16 protein-coding genes and 2 pseudogenes are annotated in these 17,569 nt (G+C 71.8%); 11 read left to right on the forward strand and 7 right to left on the reverse strand.

Annotated features, from left to right (window positions below; translation table 11 throughout):
• Positions 1–29: 29 nt before the first annotated feature.
• From AC3ETA_RS33510 to AC3ETA_RS33525, 4 genes and pseudogenes are all read right to left on the reverse strand, one after another.
• A complete protein-coding gene (locus tag AC3ETA_RS33510) occupies positions 30–548 on the reverse strand; it encodes a GNAT family N-acetyltransferase (protein ID WP_432196654.1) in 519 nt (172 codons plus the stop codon).
• A 41-nt stretch (positions 549–589) separates the two neighbouring features.
• Positions 590–820: pseudogene (locus AC3ETA_RS33515) on the reverse strand (AraC family transcriptional regulator); the annotation flags it as partial.
• A gap of 5 nt (positions 821–825) precedes the next feature.
• Positions 826–1,437 carry a DUF1349 domain-containing protein gene (locus AC3ETA_RS33520; protein WP_432196655.1) on the reverse strand — a complete coding sequence of 204 codons (612 nt, stop codon included), beginning with the start codon at positions 1,435–1,437 and terminating at the stop codon, positions 826–828.
• A gap of 52 nt (positions 1,438–1,489) precedes the next feature.
• A complete protein-coding gene (locus tag AC3ETA_RS33525; protein ID WP_432196656.1) occupies positions 1,490–2,086 on the reverse strand; it encodes an LURP-one-related family protein in 597 nt (198 codons plus the stop codon).
• Between the two features lie 218 nt (positions 2,087–2,304).
• Between AC3ETA_RS33525 and AC3ETA_RS33530 the strand changes: the two genes are divergently transcribed.
• Together AC3ETA_RS33530 and AC3ETA_RS33535 are read left to right on the forward strand one after the other, a co-directional pair.
• Positions 2,305–4,029 carry a sensor histidine kinase gene (locus AC3ETA_RS33530; protein WP_432196657.1) on the forward strand — a complete coding sequence of 575 codons (1,725 nt, stop codon included), beginning with the start codon at positions 2,305–2,307 and terminating at the stop codon, positions 4,027–4,029.
• 92 nt (positions 4,030–4,121) lie between these two features.
• Positions 4,122–4,784: a response regulator transcription factor gene (locus AC3ETA_RS33535; RefSeq protein ID WP_388216822.1), complete on the forward strand. Its 663-nt coding sequence runs from the start codon at positions 4,122–4,124 to the stop codon at positions 4,782–4,784.
• Positions 4,785–4,928: 144 nt separating this feature from the next.
• On the opposite strand, the gene AC3ETA_RS33540 is transcribed toward AC3ETA_RS33535, so the two are convergent.
• Positions 4,929–6,458 carry an aldehyde dehydrogenase (NADP(+)) gene (locus AC3ETA_RS33540; RefSeq protein WP_432196658.1) on the reverse strand — a complete coding sequence of 510 codons (1,530 nt, stop codon included), beginning with the start codon at positions 6,456–6,458 and terminating at the stop codon, positions 4,929–4,931.
• Between the two features lie 140 nt (positions 6,459–6,598).
• Between AC3ETA_RS33540 and AC3ETA_RS33545 the strand changes: the two genes are divergently transcribed.
• From AC3ETA_RS33545 to AC3ETA_RS33570, 6 genes and pseudogenes are all read left to right on the forward strand, one after another.
• Positions 6,599–7,372, forward strand: coding sequence for an IclR family transcriptional regulator (locus AC3ETA_RS33545; RefSeq protein WP_432196659.1), 774 nt, complete (start codon positions 6,599–6,601; stop codon positions 7,370–7,372).
• Between the two features lie 4 nt (positions 7,373–7,376).
• Positions 7,377–7,847 carry a GNAT family N-acetyltransferase gene (locus AC3ETA_RS33550; RefSeq protein WP_432196660.1) on the forward strand — a complete coding sequence of 157 codons (471 nt, stop codon included), beginning with the start codon at positions 7,377–7,379 and terminating at the stop codon, positions 7,845–7,847.
• Positions 7,848–7,927: 80 nt separating this feature from the next.
• A pseudogene (locus AC3ETA_RS33555) lies at positions 7,928–8,954 on the forward strand (hypothetical protein).
• Complete coding sequence (locus AC3ETA_RS33560) at positions 8,951–10,207, forward strand: sensor histidine kinase (RefSeq protein ID WP_432196661.1); 1,257 nt, start codon at positions 8,951–8,953, stop codon at positions 10,205–10,207. The pseudogene AC3ETA_RS33555 and the gene AC3ETA_RS33560 overlap by 4 nt, the downstream one beginning before the upstream one ends.
• The gene (locus AC3ETA_RS33565) at positions 10,204–10,866 is read left to right on the forward strand and encodes a response regulator transcription factor (protein WP_432196662.1); all 663 of its coding nucleotides are present in this window, start codon (positions 10,204–10,206) and stop codon (positions 10,864–10,866) included. Before AC3ETA_RS33560 ends, AC3ETA_RS33565 begins: the two co-directional genes overlap by 4 nt.
• 55 nt (positions 10,867–10,921) lie before the next feature.
• A complete protein-coding gene (locus AC3ETA_RS33570; protein WP_432196663.1) occupies positions 10,922–12,367 on the forward strand; it encodes a peptidoglycan D,D-transpeptidase FtsI family protein in 1,446 nt (481 codons plus the stop codon).
• A gap of 43 nt (positions 12,368–12,410) precedes the next feature.
• On the opposite strand, the gene AC3ETA_RS33575 is transcribed toward AC3ETA_RS33570, so the two are convergent.
• Positions 12,411–13,862 (reverse strand): NCS2 family permease, encoded by a 1,452-nt coding sequence (locus AC3ETA_RS33575; protein ID WP_432196664.1) that lies wholly within the window; start codon positions 13,860–13,862, stop codon positions 12,411–12,413.
• A gap of 258 nt (positions 13,863–14,120) precedes the next feature.
• On the opposite strand from AC3ETA_RS33575, the gene AC3ETA_RS33580 reads away from it, so the two are divergent.
• The 3 genes from AC3ETA_RS33580 (at position 14,121) to AC3ETA_RS33590 (ending at position 16,503) form a co-directional block, all read left to right on the forward strand.
• Positions 14,121–14,729: a SigE family RNA polymerase sigma factor gene (locus AC3ETA_RS33580; protein ID WP_432196665.1), complete on the forward strand. Its 609-nt coding sequence runs from the start codon at positions 14,121–14,123 to the stop codon at positions 14,727–14,729.
• The gene (locus AC3ETA_RS33585; RefSeq protein WP_432196666.1) at positions 14,726–15,583 is read left to right on the forward strand and encodes a hypothetical protein; all 858 of its coding nucleotides are present in this window, start codon (positions 14,726–14,728) and stop codon (positions 15,581–15,583) included. Before AC3ETA_RS33580 ends, AC3ETA_RS33585 begins: the two co-directional genes overlap by 4 nt.
• A gap of 86 nt (positions 15,584–15,669) precedes the next feature.
• Complete coding sequence (locus tag AC3ETA_RS33590; protein ID WP_432196667.1) at positions 15,670–16,503, forward strand: pectate lyase; 834 nt, start codon at positions 15,670–15,672, stop codon at positions 16,501–16,503.
• A 108-nt stretch (positions 16,504–16,611) separates the two neighbouring features.
• On the opposite strand, the gene AC3ETA_RS33595 is transcribed toward AC3ETA_RS33590, so the two are convergent.
• Positions 16,612–17,409 (reverse strand): HAD family acid phosphatase, encoded by a 798-nt coding sequence (locus AC3ETA_RS33595; protein WP_432196668.1) that lies wholly within the window; start codon positions 17,407–17,409, stop codon positions 16,612–16,614.
• Positions 17,410–17,569: the final 160 nt, after the last annotated feature.

Raw genomic sequence — 17,569 nt, forward strand, 5'->3', positions numbered from 1 at the left:
AGACTGGATGAACGTTCAAGCAGCGGGGTTCATTCCCGGTCGGGTGCGTCGCCCGTCACGGAGAAACGCAGGTACAGGTGGTGGTCCCCGTCCGCGGGCGGGTTCTCCGGGTCCGGCTGCCAGCCCCGGCCGGCGTAGAAGCTCTGCGCGCGCCGGTTGTCCACGTGGACGTCGAGCACGGCCGTGCGCCTGCCGTCGGCCCGCCACTCCTCGACGCAGGCCGCGTGCAGGGCCGTACCGACGCCGCGGCCCCAGTGACCGGGGTCGACGTGGAACTGGAACAGCTTGACCGTGTCGGCGGGGCCGCCCTCGGGCCGCCGGAAGGACGCGAGGCCGACCATCCGGCCGTCCTCGACCAGGCACAGCACATGCCCGTCGGGCCGCTCGATGGCACGGCGCCAGGCGGCGGACCAGTCGGTGCCGTCGTCGGGTAGTCCGTCCGGGTAGTACGTCGCCCTCGCACGGGTGTGCAGGGCGGCGACGGTCTCCGCCTCGGCGGGCAGAACGGTACGGATCATCCGGTGCGCGGTCACTCGGTCACTGATCATGCAACGGAGGACGTGGCTCCGGCCGTCCCGGTTCCGAGCCGGCGGGTGTCGGAGCAGGCGTTGCCGCGCTCGGGCGGCAACGGGGTCTCGGTGAACCGGGTCTGGCCGCCGGGCCGTACGGGGGCGACCAGGGCACGCCGGGCGACCTCGTCGGCGACGGCGGCGCCGTAGTCGGTGCGCACGATGTGCAGGCACAGGTCGATGCCGGCCGCGTAGCCGGAGGAGGTGACGCAGGGCCCGTCCTGGACGTGGAGCACGTCTGCGCGCAGGTCGGCCCTCAGCTTCCGTCTCGCAGGTCCTTCGGCCAGTGCGGCCTGAACTCCAGGTGGTCGTACGTCACCACGCACCCCTCCCCCAGCGGCGACTGCGTCATGAAGCCGACCAGGGCCGCGCCGGTCTCCTTCTCGTCGGCGAGCGTGAACAGCCGGACGAAGGTCCAGCGCTCGCCGTCACGGGAGGCGTGGAAGGCGAAGGCCCGGCCGGTACGGCTCACCCGCAGCCACACCGAACTGCCCTCGACCGTGAAGGAGTTGGCGTCGTCGGAGTGGCCCCGGGTCACGACCGTGCAGACGGTGGGCACGTCCGGGGAGTACTCCAGGCACAGCTTGGCCCAGGCCCGCTCGCCGACGTGGACGTAGAGGACCCCGGCGTCGAAGGCGCCGGCGAAGCCGACGGTGACGCGGGCGATCAGCTGGAAGTCGCCCTCGGGGGCGCCCAGCAGCCGGGGTGCGTCGGAGGCGGCGTCCAGGGCCTCGCCGGTGGGCGGCACGAAACGGTCCTGCCGGGGGCCGGCCCATCCGGAGAGGATGCCGTCGTCCTCGTAGGACCAGTGGCCGTCGGGGCCGTAGGTGCGCAGTGGGAAGGGGAGTTCGGGGATTTCCAGGTCCATGGCGGGATTCTTCCAGGCCGTCTCCCGTACCGCGCGCCCGAGGGGGTCCCGGTCAGCGGGACTGGAGCGCGTCCAGGGCGACGGCCTGCGCGATGGCGAGGCGCAGGTCGAGGTCGGGCGAGTCCACGTCGAGCAGATAGCGGTCGCGCAGCCCTGTCTTCTTGTCGACCTTCATCACCGGCTTCCCGTCCGAGGCGAAGTCGAAGTGGTACGGCCACGCGAACGGCACGAAGTCGAGCGGCAGCAGCTCCCAGACCCGGCGCAGCACGGCCACGAACCGGTTGCGCTCGGTCCCGACGGCGGTGACGGAGCCCGGCTGCTCCATTTCCCACGTCGAGCGCAGCAGGGAGGCGGCGAACTTCTTGCGGAAGGTGCCGACGGGGTTGCCCGTCGCGTCGCACACGTCGTAGGCGGCGCCGACGTCGAGGACCTGGCGGGCCTTCGCGGTGAACAGCACGCGGTCTCTGGACTCGTCGGTGTAGAAGGTCATCTGCTCCTTGAGCGCCATCCGCTTCTGCTCGGCGAAGGCGACGACCTTGCCGTCGGAGCCGTCCGGCAGCGTCTCGGTCACGACGTACCGGTTGATCATGAACGTGGTCTTCTGCCGGATGGTGAATCGCTCGTTCGCCTGCGGTCGCGCGCTGTCCACTGTCCCTCTCCCCTTGCCCGTGATGCCGGCCGCCGGCGTCCTGGTCCGGCGGGATCCATACTCGTCGCGCGCCCGCGCCCGGGGCAGTCTCCGTAAGTCGACGTCCGCAGCGACCAAAGATGACGGGCCCGACGGGGGGACGGTGTCGACTTTCGTCGTTCGGGACCGAGCCGAAGGGGGGCTGCGGGCGGCACCGGGCGGCTGACTATCGTCTGCGCGTGGACGTAAGCCAGACACCCCGCACGGACCGGCCGCTCCGCTCCCGGCTCCTCGCCGCCTCCCCCTGGCCCCGCAAGCGGATCGTCGGGGAGAGCGTGCTCGCCCTCGTGCTCGCCGGGATGGCGGGCCTCTTCGACGACCAGCCCGGTTTCGGCGCGTGGACCGTCGTCGTGGCCCTGGCGGCCGCCGTACTGTCGCTGGCCCGCCGCTCGCTGCCGGCGACGGTGCTGCTCGTCGCGTCGGCCATGTCCGGGGTGGTGGCGGGCGCGGTACCGCTGCTGGTGTGCGCGAGCTGGTCGGCGGGCAGCCGGATCATGCGCCCCTCGCGCGCGCTGGCCGCGTACGCCGCCGGGTTCGTGCTGTACGCGGTCGTCGGCATCGCCGAGGCGCCCGACGAGGAGGTCCGGTTCTCGCTGGTCGTCACCGGCTCGCTGGCGGCGGGCTCGTTCCTGGCGCTGGTGATCGTGCCGGGCCTCGCCTCCCGCTATCGCGCCCAGCGCCACGCGCTGCTCGACGCGCTGCGGCGGCACAACGCCCAACTGGTGCGTGAGCAGGCGATGGTGGCACGGCAGGCCCGGCTCCTGGAGCGCCAGCGCATCGCCCAGGACATGCACGACAGCCTCGGTCACCAGCTCGCCCTGATCGCGGTGCACGCCGGGGCGCTGGAGGTGGACCCGGAGCTGGGCGACCGGCACCGGGAAGGGGTGGGCATCCTGCGCGAGGCGTCCCGCACGGCGATGCGGGAGCTGCGCGAGGCGGTGGGCATCCTGCGGGACGACCTCGGTGAGGCGGCCGGGCAGCGGCCGGACCCGGCCGACGCCGAGCACCCGCCGGCCCGGGTGGCGGCGTCCGTCGACGGCCTCGTCGAGTCGTCGCGGGCGGCGGGCGCGGCCGTGGAGCTGCACCGTTCCGGGGACGTACGGCCTCTCGCGCCGGCCGCCGACCATGCCGCGTACCGCATCGCCCAGGAGGCGCTGACCAACGCGCACAAGCATGCGCCGGGCGCCCCGATCACGGTGGCGCTGCGCTACGAACCGGACAGCCTGGTCGTCGAGGTGGCCAACGGGCCGGTGCCGGACGGGGCTCCCGCGTCCCCGCCCGCGGTGAGCGGCGGCCAGGGGCTGGCGGGTCTGCGGGAGCGGGCCCGGCTGGTCGGCGGCATGGTGCACACCGGTCCCACGCCCGACGGCGGTTTCCGGCTCGCCGGGGTACTGCCCTACGGCGGCGGCGAGACCCTGCCCGGCCCGGAGGGCGCGACCTCCGTGGCGGCGGGCGACGACTTTCGGGGGCAGCCCTTCGAGGGTGCGGCGGGCGACGGTGGAGCGGTCATCGACCGTTCCGATCCGCAAGGGGAGTTCGCCGCCATCATGAGCAGCAAGAAGAAGGTCGCCCTCGGCTGCGCCGTCACCGCCGTCGTCCTGGTCGCGGGCGTCGTCGCCCTCGGGGCCTGGGGGCTGAAGGCACTGTGGGACGAGATGGAGAGCGGCACGATATCGGCCGACGTGTACAAGTCCGCGAAGATCGGGGACGCCGAGGCCGACGTGAAGGCCGAACTGCCCGAGGGCAGTTCGCTGCTCACCGACGGCCAGGAGAAGCAGGGCCCGCCGCTGCCCGAGGGTGCGAAGTGCCGTCACTACCTGGACCTCGACGAGGACATCGTCTACCGGTTCTGCTTCCGCGACGGGAAGCTGGTCGCGAAGGAGAGCTTCAAGGACAAGCTCTGACCGGCGGCACGTGGTCGCCCCCGTGACCGGATCGGGCATGATGACGGGGCTCTGCCATCCGTTCATCGCACCGACACCGCGCAGGAGGCCGCGTGATCCGGGTCCTCGTCGCCGACGACGAGCCGCTCATCAGGGCCGGCATCAGGATGATCCTCACCTCGGCGGACGACATCGACGTCGTCGCCGAGGCGGCGGACGGGCGGGAAGCGGTGGAGACCGCCCGGAGCACCGCGGTCGACGTGGCCCTGCTGGACATCCAGATGCCGGTGATGGACGGGCTGACCGCGCTCGCCGAGATGGGCCGGGCCGCGCCGGACGTACGGGTGCTGATCCTGACCACGTTCGGTGAGCGCGACAACGTGCTGCGGGCGCTCGGTCACGGCGGCGCGGGCTTCCTGCTGAAGGACTCCGCGCCGCAGGAACTGATCCACGCGGTCCGTGCGGCGGCGGCCGGCAACGCCTATCTCTCCCCCGCCGCCACCCGGCACGTCGTGGACACTCTCGCCTCCCCCGCCGCCACCGCGCGCGGCGAGGAGGCCCGCCGCCGGCTGGCCGGACTGACGGCCCGCGAGCGCGAGGTCCTGGCCCTGCTCGGCGAGGGCCTGTCCAACGCGGACGCGGGCAGCCGCCTGCACATGAGCGAGGCCACGGTGAAGACGTACGTCAGCCGCATCCTGACCAAGCTCGACTGCGACAACAGGGTGCAGGCAGCCCTCCTGGCCCGGGACGCGGGCCTGGAGTCGAACGCGGGTTGACAACCGACGCCGACGGCTGCCGCGCCCCGAAAAGGGCGCGGGGCAGTCCGACATACGGTTCGGCAACGCCCTGAAGGGGCGCGGGGAACTGCGCGACCAGCCACGACGGAGCCGCAGCCTTACGACGGCCGCCCCGGCGAACGCCTACCGCTCCAGCGTGCCGTTGAACCGCCGAGGCAGCCCCAGCGGATTCTCATCCCGCAGCTCCGCCGGCAGCAGCGCCGCAGGCGCCCCCTGATAGACCACCGGCCGCAGCCACCGCTCGATGGCGGTACCCCCCACCGACGTGGACGTCGACGTCGTCGCCGGGTACGGACCGCCGTGGTGCTGGGCCGGTGCCACGGCGACGCCCGTCGGCCAGCCGTTGACGAGCACGCGCCCGGCCAGCGGCGTCAGCTCCGCGAGGATCTCCGCGCCGCGTCCCTCGCCGGCCGCCTCCTCGCTCGACAGGTGGACCGTCGCGGTGAGGTTGCCGGGCAGCCGGGACAGCACGGCCTGCGCCTGCGCGTCGTCGTCGTAGCGGGCCACCACCGTGACGGGGCCGAAGCACTCCTCCAGGAGCAGGTCGTAGGCGCCCTCGCTGGTGAGCCTGTCGGCCGCGACCGTCAGGAACCCGGCGCTGACCGTGTGCTCGCCGCCCGCGCCCGGTGTCACCGGCGACTGCACGTCCGGCAGTTCGGTGCGCTCGGCGACCCCGGCGATGAAGTTGTCCCGCATCCGGTGGTCGAGCAGGACCCCGGCGTCGGTGTCGCTGACGGCGTCCGTGAGGGACTTCAGCAGGCCGTCGCCCGCGGCGCCGGACGGCACCAGGACCAGGCCCGGCTTCACGCAGAACTGCCCGACGCCCAGCGTCATCGACCCGGCGAGTCCGGTGCCGATGGCCTCGCCGCGCTCGGTGGCGGCCGCCTCGGTGACGACGACCGGGTTCAGGGAGCCCAGTTCGCCGTGGAAGGGGATCGGGACCGGGCGGGCGGCGGCCGCGTCGAAGAGGGCGCGGCCCCCTCGTACGGAACCGGTGAAGCCGGCCGCCGCGACCAGCGGGTGCCTGATCAGTTCGATGCCGGCCTCGAAGCCGTGCACCAGACCGACGACGCCGGCCGGGATGCCGTGCTCGGCGGCGGCGATGCGCAGCACCTTGGCGACCAGCTCCGAGAGCGCCGGGTGGTCGGGGTGGGCCTTGACGACGACCGGGCAGCCCGCGGCCAGCGCACTGGCGGTGTCGCCGCCGGCGACGGAGAAGGCGAAGGGGAAGTTGGACGCCGAGTAGACGGCGACGACCCCGAGGGACACCTTGTAGCGGCGCAGGTCGGGGACCGGCGGCGTCGCGGTGTCGTCGGGGTGGTTGACGACGACGTCGAGGAAGGCGCCCTCGTCGACGATGTCCGCGAAGGCACGCAGCTGGTAGCAGGTGCGGGCGAGTTCGCCGGTGAGGCGGACCGGGCCGAGCGCGGTCTCGGCGTCGGCGGCCTCCACGAGCTGGTCCTTGGCCGTCTGGAGCCGGTCGGCGGCGGTGCGCAGGAACGCCGAGCGGACCGTGCGGTCGGCGAGGGAGCCGCGGGCCTCGTGCGCGGCGCGGACGGCGGTGTCCACCTCCTGGGCTGTGGCCTCCACCGCAACCTGTTCACGCTGCTTCCCGGTTCGGGGGTCGACACTCCAGACTGGTGCTGCTGCCACCGCGGGTCCCTCCACATGTCATGCCGCAGTACTGGGTCATCCACCAGAGGTGTTCGATATACTGAACACTGTCTCTGATGATGAATACGCTGTCGGAGACTATAACTCTGGGTTCTCGTCGAACGAAGGGGTCAAGGGCGATGTCGGCAGGCGAGACGGGCGGCGGAGCGCAGGTCAAGTCCGCGGTACGGACGGTTGAACTGCTCGAATACTTCGCCGGGCGCCCCGGCATGCACTCCCTCGCGGCGGTCCAGGAGGCCGTCGGATACCCCAAGTCCAGCCTGTACATGCTGCTGCGCACACTCGTCGAGCTGGGCTGGGTGGAGACGGACGCGACCGGCACCCGCTACGGCATCGGCGTACGGGCGCTGCTGGTCGGCACGTCGTACATCGACGGCGACGAGGTGGTCGCGGCGGCCCGCCCGACCCTGGACCGGCTGTCGGACGACACCACGGAGACCATCCACCTGGCGCGTCTGGACGGCACGAACGTCGTCTACCTCGCCACCCGCCAGTCCCAGCACTACCTGCGCCCCTTCACCCGGGTCGGCCGCCGGCTGCCCGCGCACTCGACCTCCCTCGGCAAGGCGCTGCTGAGCACCTACTCGGACGAGCAGGTCCGCAAGCTGCTCCCGGAGACGCTCCCCGCGCTGACCGAGAACACGATCACCGACCGCGAGAAGCTCATCGAGGAGCTGCGCCAGGTCCGCGAGCAGGGCTTCGCCGTGGACCGCGAGGAGAACACCCTGGGCCTGCGCTGCTTCGGCGTGGCGATCCCGTACCGCACCCCCGCCCGCGACGCGATCAGCTGCTCGGTGCCGGTGGCCCGGCTGACGCCCGCGCACGAACAGATGGTGAAGGACGCGTTGTTCGACGCACGGGACCGGCTGACACTGGCCACTCGTAGGCTCTGACTCCATGGATGTGGAACTGCGCGAGGTGCACGACAGCGATCTGCCGGTCTTCTACCGCCAGATGAACGACCCCGAGGCCCTGCGGATGGCGGCCTTCACCCCCAAGGACCCGGCGGACCGGGACGCGTTCGACGCGCACTGGAGCCGGATCCGGTCCTCCGCGGACGTGCTGCGCACGATCCTGGCCGACGGTGACGTGGTCGGGAGCGCGGCGGTGTACGGGGAGCCCGGCGAGCGGGAGGTGACCTACTGGGTCGACCGCGCGTACTGGGGCCGCGGGGTGGCCACGGCCGCCCTGCGCGGGCTGCTCGCCCAGGTGCCCGAACGCCCGCTGTACGCACGGGCGGCGGCGGACAACGAGGGCTCGCTGCGGGTGCTGACCAAGTGCGGCTTCGAGGTGAGCGCCCGGGCGCGGGGGTTCGCGAACGCGCGGGGCGAGGAGATCGACGAGCTGGTCCTCACGCTGCTGGGCTGAGCGGGCCTCCCCCGTGCGGCGGAGACGGATCACCGTCGCGCAGGAGGTGAACCCCTGCCGCCGCGCGGGAGCGTGGGGGCATGACGCAGACGCTCGCCCCAGCCCCAGCCCCAGCCCCGGACCACGACGGCGCCGACGCCCCCGGTCCCGGCCGCCCCCGCCGGATCCTGCGGGCCGTCGCCATCGTCTCGTGCGTGCCGTAATCTCGGGCTCAAGGCCGCCTGGATCGCCGGGAGTCACGTCGGGATCCCGGCCGGCAGCTCGCTGCTGGAGCACCGGGTGCCGATGGCTGTGGCCAACGGCGTCTCGGTGCTGCTGGACAGTGCCGTGATCGTGCTGGCGCTGGTGCTGACCCGGCCGTGGGGGCTGCGGGTGCCCGCGTGGCTGCTCGTCCTCCCGGCCTGGGTGGCGACCGGGCTGCTCGCACCGATCATGACCGGGTTCCCGCTCCAGCTCGTCGTGCGCCTGTCCGGCGGGGGCGGCCACCGCGGCCCCGCGGGCGAGCCCTTCCTCGACGAGTGGGTGTTCGGCGTCGTGTACAGCGGGTTCATCGTGCAGGGGCTCGCGCTGGGCGCGCTGTTCGCGCTGTACGCCCGGGACCGGTGGGCGCATCTGTGGCGCGGGCGGGTGTGGGAGCTGCCGGTCAGTGTGATCGGTCCGGCCCGGCAGGTGACCGCCGTCGCCGCCGGGCTCCTCGCGCTGTTCCCGCTGACTGTGCACCTGTGGTGGGCCTGCGGCGGCACTGGCGGGCTCAGTGAGGGCCGCGCGCACGAGGCGACCGCCGACTTCCGGGTCCTGGAGGTCATGTACGTGGTGTTCCTCGCCGCCGCCGTCGCGGGCGCCTGGCAGCTCGCCTTCCGCTGCGGGCGCGCCCTGCCCGTCCTCGTGCCGCTCGCCCTGGCCTGGGTCGGCTCGGCCGCCGTCGCCTGCTGGGGCGGCTGGCTGTCGCTGGCCTCGCTGGGCGGCGTCGACGACATCGCCGACCGGCCGACGCAGCTGATGAACCTCGCCTACGCTGGCCAGATGATCGTCGGCATCCTCGTCGCCGGCCTCGGCGTCCACTTCCTCGCGGAGCGCTCGGAGAGGTCGAAGTGCCGTACGGCGTGAACGACTTGCTCCGTACGCTGTTCGGCCGGCGGGCGCGGCTGCGCTGGATCCATCTGATCCTCGGCGGCGCGCTCGCCATGCCGTACGTCTTCGTGGGCCAGCTCGTCGTGGGCCCCGCCATGGACTCCCGGTACGTCTTCAACGACCTGCCGCTCCAACTCCTGTCCTTCGCCGTCGGGTTGCCCCTGGCCGCGGTCACCGCCGCCGTGTTCCCGCTGACCCGTCCGCTGGAGTCGGGTGCCGTCCGGTCGCTGTGCGGCGTCGGGGCGGACCGGCTGGCCCTGGACCCCGCGCGGACGTGGGCGGCGAAGAGGCGTGCCGCGGCCTGGTTCACGCTGCATCTGGGGTTCGGCGGGATCATCTCCGGGATGTCGCTGGCGGTGCCGCCGTTCGCCGGGTTCCTGACCGCGCTGCCGCTGCTCGTGTGGCTGGGCGGGGACACCCTCGTCGAGCTGCCCGGGCCCCTCGACCACTCCTGGGTGCCGGCGCTCGCGCCGGTCGCGGGCGTGGCGGCGATGCTGGCGCTGGCCGGCTGCGCCGCGGTCTCCGGCGCGTTCCTGGCCCGCTGGGCGCCCGTACTGCTCGGGCCTGCGCCGGAGGACCGGCTCGCGGCGGCCGAGGCGCGCGCCGCGGACCTCGCCGTGCGCAACCGGCTCGCGCGCGAGCTGCACGACTCCGTGGGCCACGCGCTGAGCACCGTCACCCTGCAGGCGAGCGCGGCCCGCCGGGTGCTCGACACCGACCCGGAGTTCGTCCGCGAGGCGCTCGCCGCGATCGAGGACACCACCCGGCGCACGGTCGGCGAACTCGACGCCGTGCTCGGCGTGCTGCGGGACGGCGACGCACCCGGTACGGCCCCGGCGCCCACCCTCGGCGGGGACCTCGCCGGTCTGCTGCGGCGCACGCGCGCGTGCGGGCTGCGGGTGACCTCGGCGGTCGGCATCGCCCCGGAGACCCTGCCGCCCGTCCTGTCCCGCGAGGCGTACCGGATCGTGCAGGAGGGGCTGAGCAACGCCCTCAGGCACGCCGGTGACGGCACGAGCGTGACCCTGTGCGTCGGGATCGCCGACGGGCATCTGGAGATCACCGTCGAGAACCCGCTGGAGCGGGCCCCGTCCTGCCGTCCCGGCGGCGGTCACGGCCTGCGCGGCATCGCCGACCGGGCCCGGCTGCTGGGCGGGACGGCCGAGGCCGGCCCCGAGCGGGGGGCGTGGCGGCTGCACGTACGACTTCCCATGAAGGGCCCCGCATGACGACCTGCCCGCCCGTCCGGATCGTCCTCGCCGACGACGAGCGCATGGTGCGCACGGCCCTGCGCGCCATCCTGTCCGCCGAGCCGGACCTGGAGGTGGTCGGCGAGGCGGCGACCGGGGCCGAGGCCGTGTCGGTCGTGCGGGAGCTGCGGCCCGACGTCGTCCTCATGGACGTCCGGATGCCGCAGACCGACGGCATCCGCGCCACCGAGCAGATCCTGGCCACGCTCGACGACCCGCCCCGCATCGTCGTCGTCACCACCTTCGAGAACGACTCCTACGTGTACGACGCCCTGCGCGCCGGAGCCGCCGGTTTCCTGCTGAAGCGGTCGGACGCCGACGCGCTCGTCCAGGCCGTACGGCTGGTCTCGCACACCGACACGCTGCTGTTCCCCTCGGCCGTCCGCGCCCTCGCCGCCGAGCACGCGCGCGCGTACCCCGCGCCACCGCCCTGGGTGGCGCGGCTCACAGGGCGGGAGAGCGATGTGCTGCGGCTGATGGCGCAGGGCCTGACCAACGCGGAGATCGCACGCCGGATGGAGGTCGGTCCGGCCACCGTGAAGTCGCACGTGGCGGCGGTGCTGGCGAAGACCGGCACCCGGGACCGCACCCAGGCGGTGATCGCCGCGTACGAGGCGGGCTTCATGAACGCCCGATGAGAAAACGGGGCGCAAGGGAACGTTTGCCCCCAACCTGATCGTCCTTGGGAGTGGGATGAACAAGACGATCAGGCGGGCGTCCGTCTTCACGCTGCTGCTGGTGTTCGCTCTGCTGGTCAGGGCGACCTGGGTGCAGTTCTACGACGGCAAGGCACTCGCGGACGACAAGGACAACCGACGGAACACGATCGCTCTGTACAGCGAGCCGCTCGGCAACATCGTCGTGGGCGGAGAGTCGATCACCGGCTCCGCGCGCACGAAGAGCGGTGACCTCGCCTACAAGCGGACGTACACGGACGGCTCGCTGTACGCCGCCGTCACCGGCTTCAGCTCGCAGGCGTTCGGCGCCACCCAGCTGGAGGGGATCTACCGGGACCTGCTCGACGGCACGGACAACCGGCTCAAGAGCGCGCTGGACACGGTCACCGACAAGCGGTCCGAGCCGGGCAACGTGATCACGACGATCGACCCGGACGTGCAGAAGGCCGCCTATGACGCGCTCGGCGACAAGAAGGGCGCGGCCGTCGCGATCGATCCGGCCACCGGGAAGATCCTGGCGGTCGTCTCGACGCCGTCGTACGACCCGTCGCGCATCACCACGGGCGACTCGGACGCCTGGAAGCAGCTGACCCAGGACTCCGACAAGCCGATGACGAACCGGGCGCTGCGCCAGCCGCTGCCGCCGGGTTCGACGTTCAAGCTGGTCGTGGCGGCCGCCGCGCTGGAGGACGGGCTGTACTCGTCGGTGGACGAGAAGACGGACAGCCCGGATCCGTACCCGCTGCCGGGCTCCAGCAGCAAGCTGACGAACGAGAACCCGTCCGCTCCCTGCGAGGACGCCTCGATCCGGGTCGCTCTGCAGTACTCGTGCAACAACGTCTTCGGCAGCCTGGCCGTCGACCTGGGGCAGGACAAGGTGCGGGCGATGGCCGAGAGGTTCGGCTTCAACGACGCGTCGCAGGACGTGCCGGTGCGGGCGTACGAGAGCGTCTACCCCAAGGACATGGACGAGGCGCAGACCGCGCTGTCCGGCATCGGCCAGTTCGACGTCACCGCGACGCCGCTCCAGATGGCCATGGTGTCCGCCGCCATCGCCAACGACGGCAAACTGGTCTCGCCGCACATGGTGTCGCAGATCACCGACAGCGGCGGCAACGCACTGGAGAACTACGACGACTCGGCCGACACGACGGAGATCGTCAGCTCCTCGACCGCCGAGCAGCTCCAGTCGGCGATGCAGACGGTCGTGCAGGACGGCACCGGCACGAACGCGCAGATCGCCGGCGCGACGGTCGGCGGCAAGACGGGTACCGCCCAGCACGGCGAGAACAACAGCAAGACGCCGTACGCCTGGTTCACGTCCTACGGCAAGGCCGACGGCAAGGAGGTCGCCGTGGCGGTCCTGGTCGAGCAGTCGGACGCGGCCCGCTCGGAGGTCAGCGGCAACGGGCTGGCCGCGCCGGTGGCCAAGGCGGTCATGGAGGCGGCCCTGAAGAAGTGAGGTGGGCTGCCCCGCGCCCCTTTCGGGGCGCGGCCTCACTGCGTCACCCCACGCCGAGAATCTGCTCGATCGGATCGATCGCGAAGTACACCAGGAACAGCGCCGAGGTCCCCCACATCAGCCAGTGGATCTCCTTGGCCTTCCCGAGCACCGTCTTGATGAGCACGAAGGCGACGAAGCCGGCGCCGATGCCGTTGGTTATCGAGTAGGTGAACGGCATGACGGCGATGGTCAGGAACGCCGGGATGGCGATCTCGTACTTGTCCCAGTCGATGTGCTTGACCTGGGTCATCATCAGGAAGCCGACGGCGACCAGCGCGGGGGCGGCGGCCTGGAGGGGGACGATCGTGAGCAGCGGGGTGAGGAACAGGGCCAGGGCGAAGAGGCCGCCGGTGATCAGGTTGGAGAAGCCCGTACGGGCGCCCTCGCCGACGCCGGCCGCCGACTCGATGTAGGAGGTCGCGGAGGACGCCGAGGCCGCTCCGCCCGCGGCCGCCGCGGCACCGTCGATCAGCAGCACCCGGCCGAGGTTGGGCACCTTGCCCTCGTCGTCGAGGAGACCGGCCTCGGCGCTGACGCCGACGACGGTGCCCATGGTGTCGAAGAAGTCCGACAGCACCAGCGTGAAGATCAGCAGCACGACGGTGATGGCGGTGGTCTCGCCGAACGCCCCGAACAGACTGAAGTCGCCGAGGAGTCCGAAGTCCGGGGTGTCGACCACCTTGTCGGGCCACGCGGGTGTGGTCAGGCCCCAGGCCTTTATGTCCGCGACCGAGTTGATGATCATCGCGACGACGGTCATCGTCACGATGCTGATCAGGATCGCGCCCTTCACCTTGCGGGCGAGCAGCGCGATCGTCAGCAGGACTCCGAGGCAGAACACGAGGATCGGCCACCCGGTGAGCTGACCGGTGGCGCCGATCTGAACCGGCACGGTGGTGTTCGCTGCGTCCGGGATCCGGCTGACGAACCCGGCGTCGACGAAGCCGATGAACGCGATGAACAGACCGATGCCCACGCTGATCGCCTGCTTCAGCGGCTGCGGGATGGCGTGCATGACGGCCTCACGGAGCCCCGTCGCCACCAGCACACAGATCAGCAGGCCCTCCAGGACGATCAGGCCCATCGCGTCGTCCCACGCCATGAGCGGGGCGATCTGGAAGGCGACGACGGCGTTCAGGCCGAGGCCGGCGGCGAGCGCGAGCGGCAGGTTGCCGCCGACGCCCATGATGATCGTCATGACCGCGGCCACCAGGGCCGTGGCGGTGGTGAGTTGGACCGCATCCAACTGGTGGCCGAACTTGTCCTTCGCGCTCCCGAGGATGATGGGATTCAGGACAAGGATGTAGGCCATCGTGAAGAACGTGGCGAAGCCGCCCCGTATCTCACGGGCGAAGGTGGACCCGCGTTCGGAGATCTTGAAGTACCGGTCGACGCTGTTCGCGCCTGGGGGTGGGGCACTTGACCGGTCGGCCACCTTCTGCGTTTCGGACATGGCGGTAACTCCTTGTTGCCTGACGGATCGGTGTGCGGATGCTGGCTGGATTGTTCCCGCGTTGAACGGGTTTCAGGTTTTCTCCGTGTTACGGAATCAGCGCTGTTCACGTGCGAGGTGCCACACAGCGTTCGACACCCCGCACAGTAAGGGCTTTCGGACGCTGCTACGCTTCCGGATCCGCCCGGATGATCGCGCAATGATCGCCGGACGATCACACGCCGTCCACACGCCACCGGCAGGCAGGAGGGGTCGCCCGTGGGCACGGTCGTCGACGACGCCGCCTCCGTGGAGTTCCACGCCTTCTTCGAGCGCTACTACGCCGAACTCTCCCGCCTGGCCCATCTGTTGACGGGCGAGGCGGACGCCGCGGACGACCTCGCGGCGGACGCGTTGCTCGCGCTGTGGCACCGCTGGGACCGGGTGCGCGCGGCCGACCATCCGGTGGCGTACGCCCGCGGCGTCGTGGCCAACCTGGCCCGCACCAGGATCCGCAGCGCGGTCCGGGAGCGCCGCCGGGTCGCCCTCTTCTGGTCGCAGCGCGAGGAGAAGGCGGAGAACCCGGACGTGGCGGGCGTCGTCGACGTCCAGGAGGCGTTGCGTGGCCTCCCGTTCCGCAAACGCGCCTGTGTGGTGCTGCGGCACGCGTTCGACCTGTCCGAGAAGGACACGGCACTCGCCCTGGGCATCTCCGTCGGTACGGTGAAGAGCCAGACCTCGAAGGGGATGGCCGAGCTCCAGCGGCTGCTCGGGACGCGGCAGGCTCCGCTCAGGGTGCACGCCGCGGCGATGGGGGCGGCTCCCCGCCCGCTCGCCGTGGAGGGCCTGGGGGACCGCGCCGGGGACGCCCGAGGAAGGAACCGATGATGCGGCGGGACGGGCACGACGAACTGCGTGCGCGGCTGCACCAGGCGGCCGGGGCGCACGAGCCCGACCGCGAGCGGATCCTGGCCCGCGTCGAGCGCGGCATGGCCGAGCGGACCCGCCCCGGCCACCGGGCGACCCGGCCACCGGCGCACGGCTGGCTCCGGGTGGTGACCGCGACGGCCGCGGTGGCCGGTGTGCTCGCGGCCGGCGGCTACGCGGTGGCGTCCGCCGTGAAGGAGGACCGCCCGCGGCAGACGGTGGCCACGTCGCCGACGCCCGCCCCGTCCCGGGACACCACGACCCGCACCCCGGCCCCGCCCGCCCCGTCCACGGCCCCCACGCCGGAGCGGACGCCGACCTCCCGCGGGACGACCGGGGCACCGGCCCGGCAGCCCACGGCCACGCCCGAGCCGCCCACCGCCGAGGGCGAGCAGGACGGCCCGCTGTGGTCGGACGGCTCGGTGGACCCGCACAGCAACGACTTCTGGGCGCAGAGCAATCTGACCCTGCGCACCAGCGGCCGACTCAGCGCGCTCACCGTCCGGTTGAAGGTCGCGCAGACCGGCGGGGTCACCTCGGCCGGCGCCTGGCGCTCGCTGCCGGAGGACGACTTCACGCTGACGGTCGAGGAGAAGGACGGCTTCCTCGTCTACACCTGGGTGCTCAAGGAGGGCCGTACGGTCCGTGTGGGTGAGTGGGTGTTCGCGGGACAGTACGACCATGAGCGCGGCGGCCGGGACGCGAAGGACGACAGCTACACGATGACGGCCACGGCGGGCGGCGAACAGCTCTCCGTGACGGGCGGTTTCGCGGCGCACGACGGCAACGCCCCGACAGCCGCCGGAGATTCGTGAAGAAGTTCCGCGGCACCGGCAACCCATTCCGCACGCGTGGCGACCAGGAGACGCAAGGATCCCCTCCACGCAAGGAAGACCCGTTCATGACTGCACAGACCGAACAGCGCGTCCGGCACCGCCGCAAGGTCACCAAGCGGCGGGCGGTGATCGCCGGCGTCTCCGCGCTCGGCATCACCGGCGCGGCCCTCGTCGCCACCACCTCGCTGCTGTCGACCGCCGGCGCGGCCACGTCCTGGCCGACGGAGAACGGCAGCAAGCCGGTGTCGAGGACGATCCCGGTGTCGGGCACCTACGACGGCAGGCTGGCGAGGTTCTACGGCACCGGGGACCTGGGCGGCAGCGGCCAGGAGGAGGGCCAGGACCCGATCTTCGAGCTGGCCGACGGCGCGGTCCTCAAGAACGTCATCATCGGCAGCCCGGCCGCCGACGGCGTCCACTGCAAGGGCTCGTGCACCCTTCAGAACGTGTGGTGGCTGGACGTCGGCGAGGACGCGGCCACCTTCAAGGGCAAGTCGTCGTCCGCCGTGTACACGGTGTACGGCGGTGGCGCGAAGAACGCCGACGACAAGGTCCTCCAGTTCAACGGCGCGGGCAAGCTGGTCGTGACCAGGTTCCAGGTCGAGAACTTCGGCAAGCTGGTGCGCAGTTGCGGCAACTGCTCCACGCAGTACAAGCGCACGATCATCATCAACGACGTGGACGTGACCGCGCCGGGCAAGTCGATCGTCGGCATCAACTCCAACTACGGCGACACGGCCGCGCTGCGCAAGATCCGTATCCACGGCGACAGCGGCAGGAAGATCAAGACCTGCACCCGCTTCGAGGGCAACAGCAGCGGCAAGGAACCGAAGGAACTCGGCAGCGGTCCGGACGCAACCTCCTGCAGGTTCTCGTCATCTGACATCACGTACCAGTGAGCACGCTGGCACCATGCCTGCTGGCCTGAGCCCCCCTTCGGTCAGCAGTGGAACGCCCCCGCCGGTGACGACTGGCGGGGGCGTTCGGATCCCGTACGGCGCCGAGGCTCAGCTCACGAAGTACGTCGGGTTGGGCAGCTTGTACGTGCGGTCCACGTACCCGCCGTCCAGATCGCTGTACTGGTCGCCGAAGCCGGCGACGATCTCGTAGCCGAGGTCGTCCTCGATGTGCTGCCGGGTGCCGGACTTGTACTGCACGGTCGTGCAGTTCCAGGTGCCCGGCGTGGCGCACTCGGCGAGGTAGGCAGGCGGGTTCGCCTTGTCCTTGAGGAACATGTGGCCGGGGTCGAGGTTCACGTCGGCGCCGATCTTCTTCAGGTTCTCGACGGCGGCGGTCCGCTGCGCCTCGCTCAGGCCCGAGTTGTAGAACACCTCGACGCCCCTGGCCTCGGCGTACCGCACCAGCTCGGCGCTGCCGAAGACGGCCGGGCGGTCGGCCTTGTTCACGTACTCGGCCCAAGTGGTGGGGTTGTACGTGTAGTTGGTCTTCTTCTCGTAGTCGAGGCTGAGCAGCAGCGTGTCGTCGATGTCGAAGACGACGGCCGGCTTCTCGCCGTGGTGGCGGGCCTTGCGGGCGGCCTTGTCGATGTACTTGCGCGCGGCCGCGTCGATCCGGGCGAGGTCCTTGGCGTACGGGCTGTCCGGGGACGCCTGGTACACGCCGTCCGCGTCGAGCGTGGTGCCGTAGTAGGCGTCGATGTCCTTGGTGAGCAGACCTATGTTGTAGGGCTCGTGGGTACTGTTCGCGGTCGACTGTCCGGCCGTGGCGGCGCCGGCGCCGTACAGGGCGGCTCCGGCTACGGCACAGGCGGTGGCGACGGCCGCGATACGCAGTGGTTTATGCATGACAATGAGTTCTACGCGCGTCACCCCGGCGGGCGCGAGACCCGTTGCCCGATCTTTACCCTGTCCCGGACGGACGGGCCCCGCGCCGCCACCGGCAGGTCAGCCCATCGTCGCCCCGATGGCGGTGCTGCCGGCGGTCAGGAAGGCGATGCCGACGACG

The organism is Streptomyces sp. bgisy027, from assembly GCF_057710365.1.